The sequence below is a fragment of the Pseudomonas sp. FW305-28 genome (assembly GCF_017351395.1).
Lineage (GTDB): Bacteria > Pseudomonadota > Gammaproteobacteria > Pseudomonadales > Pseudomonadaceae > Aquipseudomonas > Aquipseudomonas fluorescens_AA.
Map to the genome: position 1 here is coordinate 22,951 of NZ_JACNDD010000078.1, position 8,557 is coordinate 31,507.

Sequence of the window (8,557 nt, forward strand, 5' to 3'; positions counted from 1 at the left end):
CTGCTCTCCGTCAGTGGCTGGCCGCCGTGGCGCCCATTTCGTTGACTTGCTGGAAGGTCGAGAAACGTTCGAGGCCGAAGGGTTTGATCAGCTCCGGCACCTTGCCGCCGCTGGCCACCAACTCGGCCATGGTCTTGCCGCAGATCGGCGTGGCCTTGAAGCCCCAGGTACCCCAGCCGGCGTCGAGGTAGTAATTCTTCACCGGCGACAAGCCCATGATCGGACTGTAATCCGGGGTCATGTCGGTGATCCCGGCCCATTGGCGCATCAGCTTGGCGTTGGCCATGAACGGGAACATCTCGATCGCATGGGCGAGCAGGCTTTCCTTGAGGTCCAGGGTCGAACGGGTGTTGAACAGTGGATAGGGATCGGAGCCACCGCCGAATACCACCTCACCACGGCTGGTCTGCTGCACATAGCAGTGCAGTGCGGAGGAGCTCACCAGCGGATCAAGAAACGGCTTGAACGGCTGGGTGACCATCGCTTGCAGCGGGAAGGTCTGGATCGGCGAACGGATCCCGGCCTTGGCCATCAGCAACGAACTGTGCCCGGCAATCGCCTGCACCGCGCAACCGCACTTGATGGTGCCGCGGTTGGTCTTGACCGCTGTGATGGCGCCGTTCTCGATAATCAGATCCTGGACTTCGGTGAGCTGATGGATTTCGACGCCGCGCTTGGCCGCCTGCTTGGCGTAACCCCAGGCCACGGCGTCGTGGCGTGCTGTGGCGCCGTCGATGTGCCACAGACCGGCAATCACCGGCAAGTGGCCGGGATCGAGGTTGAGGCTGGGCACCAGTTCGCGGATCTGCTGGCGGTCGATCATCTCGGTACGGCCGCCAAAGTGTTTGTTCACCTCGGCTCGCTGGCGGAACGAACGCACCGTGGCATCGGTGTGGGCCAGGGTCAGTTGGCCGCGCTCGGAATACATGATGTTGAAGTCGAACTCGTTCGAAAGCCCCTGGAACATGCGCACCGATTCGGCATAGAAACGCACGCCTTCACTGGTCAGGTAGTTGGAGCGGATCACCGCCGTGTTGCGCGCGGTATTGCCGCCGCCCAGGTAGGACTTCTCCAACACCGCGACATTAGTGATGCCGTGGTACTTGGCCAGGTAGTAAGCGGTGGCCAGGCCATGGCCGCCGGCACCGATGATCACTACGTCATAGCTCGATTTGAGTTCCTTCGGTGGCGGCAAATCCACTTCCACCGGATACTCCGAACTCAGCCCGTATTTCAATAGATTGAATGGCATAGGGCCTCCGATTGGCTGCGTTGAGCCTGGTGTTGCGCAAGGGCTGCGGTCACGGTGTTCTTCATCAGAAAGGCAATGGTCATCGGGCCGACACCACCGGGCACCGGGGTGATCGCCGCGACGTGTGCCAGGGCGCTGTCGAAGTCGACGTCGCCCACCAGGCGACTGCGGCCATCGTCTTCGATGCGGTTGATGCCGACGTCGATCACCACTGCGCCAGGTTTGAGCCAACTGGCGTCGATCAACCGTGGGCGACCCACGGCGGCGATGACGATGTCTGCCTGGCGGCACAGGGCCTGCGGATCCGGGCTGCGCGAATGCAGGACGGTCACCGAGCAGTCGGCCTGCAGCAACAACGCGGCCATGGGTTTGCCGACGATGTTCGAGCGGCCGATCACCACCGCGTGCTTGCCGCGTAGATCGCCACAGGTTTGTTCCAGCAAATACAAACAACCACTGGGGGTGCAGGGCGCGAGTACCGTGCGACCCTGGCTGAGACCGCCGACGTTCTGACTGTGGAACCCGTCCACATCCTTGTCCGGAGCGATAGCCTCCAGTGCGCGTAATTCGTCGATATGCGGAGGCAGCGGCAGTTGCAGCAGAATGCCGTGGATCGAGCGATTGGCATTCAATCGGGCGATCAGAATGAGCAACTGTTCAGTGCTGGTGTCCGTGGACAGCCGATGTTCCAGCGAGCGGATACCCACTTCTTCGGCGCGCAGGATCTTGTTTCGCACATAGACCTGGCTGGCAGGGTCGCTGCCCACGAGAATTACCGCCAAGGCCGGCTGAATGTCTTGCTCGCGCAGGCGCTCCACGTCCTCGCGAACCTGCACCAGGACGCGGGCGGCAGTGGCTTTTCCGTCGATCAGTTTGTGCGTGTTCACCGGAAGATCACCGTTCTGTCCTGGTTGAGGAAAACCCGGTGCTCCAGGTGATACTTGACCGCCTTGGACAGGGCCACGGTTTCGGTGTCACGGCCGGTGGCGACCAGGTCGTCGGGCAGGTAGACGTGATCGACGCGCTGTACTTCCTGCTCGATGATCGGTCCCTCATCGAGGTCGCTGGTGACGTAATGAGCGGTGGCGCCGATCAGTTTCACGCCGCGCTGGTAGGCTTGGTGATAAGGCTTGGCTCCTTTGAAACCGGGCAAGAACGAATGGTGAATGTTGATCGCCCGCCCGGAGAGTTGCTTGCACAGGTCATCAGAGAGGATTTGCATGTAGCGCGCCAATACCACCAGTTCGGTGCCGGTGTCGTCGACGATCCTCATCAGCTCGGTTTCCTGTCGAGCCTTGGTTTCCTTGGTCACCGGCAAGTAGATGAAACGAATGCCTTCGCGTTCAGCCATGGGCCGCAGGTCGAGGTGGTTGGAGACGATGGCGGTGATGGTCATGTCCATCTCGCCCTTGTGGTAGCGATAGAGCAGGTCGGTCAGGCAGTGGTCGAATTTGCTGACCATCAGCAGCACACGCATCGGCTCGCGGGTGTCGTGCAATTCCCAGGTCATGTCGAATGCTTGGGCGACGTCGGCGAAGCCGTCCTTGATCTGTTGAATGTCGCCCTGATGGCTGTCGTTGAAGCGGAACACCGCACGCATGAAAAAACGGCCGCTGAAATCGTCATCGAATTGCGCCATCTCCCCGATGTAGCAACCGTTGTCCGCCAGGTAGGTGGTGACGGCAGCGACGATGCCGGACACCGCGGGACAGGTGATCTTGATGATGAAATGGTTTTTTTCGTGTTGCATGACACGTCCTCGGGATGATGGCGGCAGCTCATCGCATAGCGAAAAAAATCATCGACGGACAGCAGGCTCATCCATGAGCGTATTTTCTTGTTGGGAATAAATTATTCCTGGTTGTGGCTTTATAGGGGAATGGTCGCGCCGCGTCCAGAGCTTTCAAGAAAGTTTTTTAACTGGCAGGAAAATTCGTGAGGCCGACGCTGGGTCGGCCTCAAGACAGGGCAAAGCAAGGGAAGGGGGGCGTTATTCTTTGTCGTTGCCGTAATTCATGATCGACAACAGGCGGATCGGCACCTGCACCAGTTGCTCGGGGCCGTGGGGGATTTCGCCTTCGAACGTCAGGCTGTCGCCAGCTTCCATTCGGTAAAGCTGATTGCCGTGGCGATAGATCAGCTCACCTTCCAGCAAGTGGAGGAATTCGGTGCCGGGGTGGGAGAAGGTCGGAAACTCTTCACTCGCGTCATCCATGCTGACCATGTAGGCCTCAAAACTTTTCTTCGGCCCACGAGTGTGATTGAGCAGATGATAGGTATGACCCTTCTCGGTGCCTCGTCGAACCACTTCCATTCCCTGATCAGCCTTGACCAGCAACGCACTACCGTCTTGCTGGTCGTATTCGCTGAACAGCTTCGACAGTGGCAGGCCGAGCACGTCGCACAGACGGCTCAAGGTGTCGAGGCTGGTGGACACCTGGGCATTTTCGATCTTGCTCAGCATGCCCTGGCTGATATCGGCAATCTTGGCCACGTCAGATAATTTCAGATCCTGAGCCTGGCGCTGGCGCTTGATCTGCAATCCCAGGTATTGCTCAAGCTTGAGGCGCGGGGCGGTTTCGGTCGACATAGTCATCAGGTCCTGCACACTTTCCGTTCAGTAATATTAGTTTCGCACTGAGAAAGTGCAAATGGCACTGCTTGGCGCCTGGCCTGTGGGCAGTATTCTCACAGGGAAAAGAATATTCCCATATATACAGCACAAAAGCGCCTGTCACGGCGTTTCTGCGTTCACTCGCGAATCTGGCAAGGGCTTTGCATTCCTATTGGGAAAATAACTTTCTTTTTAGGAATAAAAAGACGGTCAAGGCCCATTCAAGATGTTTTGCCTTTCGCGAGGAGTGACGAGCAATGTTGCCAGCAGAAACCCAGCGCATCATCGACAAGCACGGGATCAAATACGTACTTGCGCAATTTGTGGATATTCACGGTGCGGCCAAGACCAAGTCGGTGCCGATCTGTGGGCTCAAGACCGTGGCTGAAGAGGGAGCAGGTTTTGCCGGGTTTGCGATCAGCGGCATGGGCATGGAACCCCACGGCCCTGACTTCATGGCTCGCGGCGACTTGTCCACCCTGACCCCGGTGCCCTGGCAGCCGGGTTACGGGCGGGTGGTGTGCGTTGGCCACGTCGACGGTAAGCCGCATCCGTATGACAGCCGTTATGTGCTGGGGCAACAAGTACAACGCCTGGCGGAAAAGGGTTGGACCCTCAACACCGGTCTGGAACCGGAGTTCAACCTGATGCGCCGCGATGAGAGTGGCAAGCTGCAACTGGTCGACCCCAGCGACAACCTGGACAAGCCTTGCTACGACTATAAAGGCCTGTCGCGTTCCCGGGTGTTTCTCGAGCGCCTGACCGAGGCCTTGCAGGCGGTGGATTTCGAGGTCTATCAAATCGACCACGAGGACGCCAACGGCCAGTTCGAGATCAACTACACCTACAGCGACGCCATGACCTCGGCGGATCGTTTCACCTTCTTCCGCATGGCTGCCGGTGAGATCGCCAATGACCTGGGGATGATCTGTTCCTTCATGCCCAAGCCCGACCCGAAACGCGCCGGCAACGGCATGCACTTTCACCTCTCGATAAGCAGCGCCGACAACAAGAACCTGTTCCATGACGCCAGCGATCCGAGCGGCATGGGCCTGTCGAAGCTGGCCTATCACTTCGCCGCTGGGCTGCTGGCCCATGGTCCGGCGCTGTGCGCCTTTGCCGCGCCGACGGTCAACTCCTACAAGCGTCTGGTGGTGGGCAATTCCTTGTCCGGCGCGACCTGGGCGCCGGCCTTTATCGCTTTCGGCGCCAATAACCGTTCGGCCATGGTGCGGGTACCTTACGGCCGCCTCGAATTCCGTCTGCCGGACGCAGGGTGCAATCCCTATCTGGTCAGCGCCGCGATCATCGCCGCCGGCCTGGACGGCATCGACCGTCAGCTGGAAATCGACCACGTCTGCAATGAAAACCTCTACAGCCTGAGCCTGGAGCAGATCGCCGCGCGGGGCATCAAGACCCTGCCGCAATCGCTCAAGGAAGCCTGCGACGCGCTCGAAGCCGACCCGCTGTTCGCCGAGATGCTCGGTCCGCAGATCGTAGACGAGTTCATCAAGCTCAAGCGTATGGAGTGGGTGGAATACAGCCGCCACGTCTCCGACTGGGAGATCCAGCGCTACACCGAATTTTTCTGACTGTGTGCTTTGACAACCATTCGGGCACCCGGCACGGCGTCGGGCGTTCACTGCCTCCGAAGGAGACTTGATATGTGTGGAATCGTAGGTCTTTACCTGAAAAATCCGCAGCTGGAATCCCAGCTCGGCAAGCTCTTCGAACCGATGTTGCAGGCTATGACCGATCGTGGCCCGGACAGTGCCGGCTTCGCCATTTACGGCGATGAAGTGGCGGATGGCTGGGTCAAGCTGACCTTGCAGGCGACCACCGAAGGCTTCGACTGGAAAGCCTTGATGGGCGAATTGGAAGGGCGCCTTGGCTGTTCGCTGGACTGGTTCCAGAACGCCAGCGCCGCTGTACTCAAGATCCATGCCGCAGAGGCGCCGGTGCGCCTTGTCCTCACCGAACTGGCCCCGAGCGTGCGCATCATGAGTGCCGGCCAGAGCATCGAAATCCTCAAGGGCATGGGCTTGCCCGAGGAAATTTCCCAGCGTTTCGGCCTGGCCGGCATGCAAGGCAGCCACATCATCGGTCACACGCGGATGGCCACCGAAAGCGCGGTGACCATGGAGGGCAGCCACCCGTTTTCCACCGGCGCCGACCTCTGCCTGGTGCACAACGGCTCGCTGTCCAACCACTTCCGCCTGCGTCAGGAACTCAAGCGCGAAGGCATTCACTTCGAGACCGACAACGACACCGAAGTGGCCGCTGGCTACCTGACCTGGCGCCTGCAGCAGGGCGACTCATTGAAAGAAGCGCTGGACCATTCGCTGGTGGATCTGGACGGTTTTTTCACCTTCGCCATCGGCACCCGCAACGGTTTTGCCGTGATCCGCGACCCGATTGCTTGCAAGCCGGCGATCCTCGCCGAGACCGACGACTACGTGGCCATGGCCTCCGAGTATCAGGCACTGTCGAGCCTGCCGGGCATTGAACACGCCAGGGTCTGGGAGCCGGCACCGGCCACGATGTACATCTGGGAACGCGAGTCAGCTTAAGGAGCGCACATATGAAAACTATCGATCTTTCCACTGCCACCGTGCGTGACCTCAATCAGGCGCTGCATGACCAGGTCAATAACGTGACCGATCACGAGTGGCTGGTGACTCATTCCAACGGCAAGCACAACCTCGCGGTCGGGGTGAACGAAGCCGTCTCCATCGATATCCAGGGCCACGCCGGTTACTACTGCGCCGGCATGAATCAAAAGGCCTCGATCACCGTCCACGGCAACGTTGGTGTCGGTTGCGCCGAGAACATGATGTCCGGCTACGTCCGGGTCAAAGGCAGCGCCTCCCAGGCGGCCGGTGCCACGGCACATGGTGGTTTGCTGGTGATTGAAGGCGACGCCGGGGCACGCTGCGGTATTTCCATGAAAGGCATCGACATCGTCGTTGGCGGCAGCATCGGCCACATGAGCTGTTTCATGGGCCAGGCTGGTCGCCTGGTGGTCTGCGGTGATGCCGGCGATGCGCTGGGCGATTCGTTGTACGAAACCCACATTTACGTCAAAGGAACCGTCGAGTCCCTCGGCTCGGATTGCATCGAGAAAGAGATGCGTGCCGAGCACCTGGAAGAGCTGCAAGGACTGCTCAATCGCGCCGGTTTCGAGCATAAGGCGGCTGACTTCAAGCGTTACGGTTCGGCCCGTCAGTTGTACAACTTCAAAGTCGATAACGCGTCCGCGTACTGATCCGCGCGAGGAGAACAGATATGAGCGACCCGATTAACCAAAAAGCAGCCACTCCAGTGTTGCGTGAGTCCGCGACCTTCGACCGCCTGACCATTCAGGAAATCCAACGTGCCGCCGAGACTGGCATCTACGATATTCGCGGCGGCGGTACCAAGCGCAAACTGCCGCACTTCGATGATTTGCTGCTGCTCGGTGCCAGCGTTTCGCGTTACCCGCTGGAAGGCTATCGGGAGAAATGCGGCACCGATGTGATCCTCGGCAACCGCTTTGCCAAGAAGCCGATCCACCTGAAGATTCCGGTGACCATCGCCGGCATGAGCTTCGGTGCGTTGTCGGCCAATGCCAAGGAAGCCCTCGGCCGTGGCGCGACCATCGCGGGCACGAGCACCACCACCGGTGACGGCGGCATGACCCCGGAGGAGCGCGGCCAGTCGCAGCATTTGGTCTATCAGTACTTGCCGTCGCGCTACGGCATGAACCCGGACGACCTGCGCAAGGCTGACGCCATTGAAATCGTCCTGGGGCAGGGCGCCAAACCCGGTGGCGGCGGTATGTTGCTGGGCATGAAGGTCACCGAGCGTGTGGCCGGCATGCGCACCTTGCCGATCGGTGTCGACCAGCGTAGCGCCTGCCGTCACCCGGACTGGACCGGCCCGGATGACCTGGCGATCAAGATTGCCGAACTGCGGGAAATTACTGACTGGGAAAAACCGATCTACGTGAAAATCGGCGCCAGCCGACCGTATTACGACGTCAAGTTGGCCGTGAAGGCCGGGGCGGATGTGATTGTGCTCGATGGCATGCAAGGCGGGACGGCGGCGACACAGGAAGTCTTTATCGAACACGTGGGGATTCCGATTCTGTCGGCCATTCCTCAGGCGGTACAGGCTTTGCAGGAGATGGGCATGCACCGCAAGGTTCAGTTGATCGTTTCCGGAGGGATTCGCAACGGTGCCGACGTCGCCAAGGCGATGGCGCTGGGGGCGGATGCAGTAGCAATCGGCACCGCGGCGCTGATCGCCTTGGGCGATAACCATCCACGCCTGGACGAGGAACTGAAGAAAATCGGCTCGGCCGCCGGTTTCTACGATGACTGGCAGAACGGCCGCGACCCGGCCGGTATCACCACCCAGGATCCGGAACTGTCCAAGCGACTGGATCCGGTGGAGGGGGGCCGCCGCTTGGCCAACTACCTGCGCGTCCTGGTGCTGGAAGCGCAGACGATGGCCCGGGCTTGCGGCAAGTCGCACCTGCACAACCTCGATCCCGAGGATTTGGTAGCCCTGACGGTGGAGTCGGCCGCCATGGCCCGGGTGCCGCTGGCGGGGACCAACTGGGTTCCGGGTTCCGGTACCGGTTACTGACAAAAAACGGTGGGGGCGAGCTTGCTCGCGATGAAGGTGGCACAGTCAAAACCGACGCAAGC

Annotated in this window: 8 protein-coding genes; 4 read left to right on the forward strand and 4 right to left on the reverse strand. The window is 60.1% G+C overall.

Features of this window, described 5'->3' with window-relative positions; genetic code table 11:
* Positions 1 to 10: 10 nt before the first annotated feature.
* The 4 genes from J4E53_RS18540 to J4E53_RS18555 form a co-directional block, all read right to left on the reverse strand.
* Entirely contained in the window at positions 11 to 1,252 is a 1,242-nt protein-coding gene (locus J4E53_RS18540) for an FAD-dependent oxidoreductase (RefSeq protein WP_103307846.1), read from the reverse strand.
* Positions 1,234 to 2,139 (reverse strand): bifunctional methylenetetrahydrofolate dehydrogenase/methenyltetrahydrofolate cyclohydrolase FolD, encoded by a 906-nt coding sequence (folD, locus tag J4E53_RS18545; RefSeq protein WP_103307845.1) that lies wholly within the window; start codon positions 2,137 to 2,139, stop codon positions 1,234 to 1,236. The genes J4E53_RS18540 and folD overlap by 19 nt, the downstream gene beginning before the upstream one ends.
* The gene (purU, locus tag J4E53_RS18550; protein ID WP_103307844.1) at positions 2,136 to 3,002 is read right to left on the reverse strand and encodes a formyltetrahydrofolate deformylase; all 867 of its coding nucleotides are present in this window, start codon (positions 3,000 to 3,002) and stop codon (positions 2,136 to 2,138) included. Before purU ends, folD begins: the two co-directional genes overlap by 4 nt.
* Positions 3,003 to 3,242: 240 nt before the next feature.
* The gene (locus J4E53_RS18555; RefSeq protein WP_003200568.1) at positions 3,243 to 3,842 is read right to left on the reverse strand and encodes a helix-turn-helix domain-containing protein; all 600 of its coding nucleotides are present in this window, start codon (positions 3,840 to 3,842) and stop codon (positions 3,243 to 3,245) included.
* A gap of 281 nt (positions 3,843 to 4,123) precedes the next feature.
* Here J4E53_RS18555 and glnT point away from each other — a divergent pair, with 281 nt between their 5' ends.
* The 4 genes from glnT (at position 4,124) to J4E53_RS18575 (ending at position 8,495) form a co-directional block, all read left to right on the forward strand.
* Positions 4,124 to 5,458, forward strand: coding sequence for a type III glutamate--ammonia ligase (gene glnT / locus J4E53_RS18560; RefSeq protein ID WP_060742976.1), 1,335 nt, complete (start codon positions 4,124 to 4,126; stop codon positions 5,456 to 5,458).
* Positions 5,459 to 5,530: 72 nt separating this feature from the next.
* Positions 5,531 to 6,436, forward strand: a complete 906-nt coding sequence (locus J4E53_RS18565; protein ID WP_060742975.1) for a glutamine amidotransferase family protein — start codon at positions 5,531 to 5,533, stop codon at positions 6,434 to 6,436.
* A gap of 11 nt (positions 6,437 to 6,447) precedes the next feature.
* A complete protein-coding gene (locus J4E53_RS18570) occupies positions 6,448 to 7,131 on the forward strand; it encodes a protein glxC (RefSeq protein WP_060742974.1) in 684 nt (227 codons plus the stop codon).
* A gap of 20 nt (positions 7,132 to 7,151) precedes the next feature.
* Positions 7,152 to 8,495, forward strand: a complete 1,344-nt coding sequence (locus J4E53_RS18575) for an FMN-binding glutamate synthase family protein (RefSeq protein WP_060742973.1) — start codon at positions 7,152 to 7,154, stop codon at positions 8,493 to 8,495.
* Positions 8,496 to 8,557: the final 62 nt, after the last annotated feature.

Excerpts from the sequence above, each read along its gene's own strand:
- J4E53_RS18540 (WP_103307846.1), bottom strand. The coding sequence starts at position 1,252 with ATGCCATTCAATCTATTGAAATACGGGCTGAGTTCGGAGTATCCGGTG.
- purU (WP_103307844.1), bottom strand. The coding sequence starts at position 3,002 with ATGCAACACGAAAAAAACCATTTCATCATCAAGATCACCTGTCCCGCG.
- J4E53_RS18555 (WP_003200568.1), bottom strand. The coding sequence starts at position 3,842 with ATGTCGACCGAAACCGCCCCGCGCCTCAAGCTTGAGCAATACCTGGGA.
- glnT (WP_060742976.1), top strand. The coding sequence starts at position 4,124 with ATGTTGCCAGCAGAAACCCAGCGCATCATCGACAAGCACGGGATCAAA.
- J4E53_RS18565 (WP_060742975.1), top strand. The coding sequence starts at position 5,531 with ATGTGTGGAATCGTAGGTCTTTACCTGAAAAATCCGCAGCTGGAATCC.
- J4E53_RS18570 (WP_060742974.1), top strand. The coding sequence starts at position 6,448 with ATGAAAACTATCGATCTTTCCACTGCCACCGTGCGTGACCTCAATCAG.
- J4E53_RS18575 (WP_060742973.1), top strand. The coding sequence starts at position 7,152 with ATGAGCGACCCGATTAACCAAAAAGCAGCCACTCCAGTGTTGCGTGAG.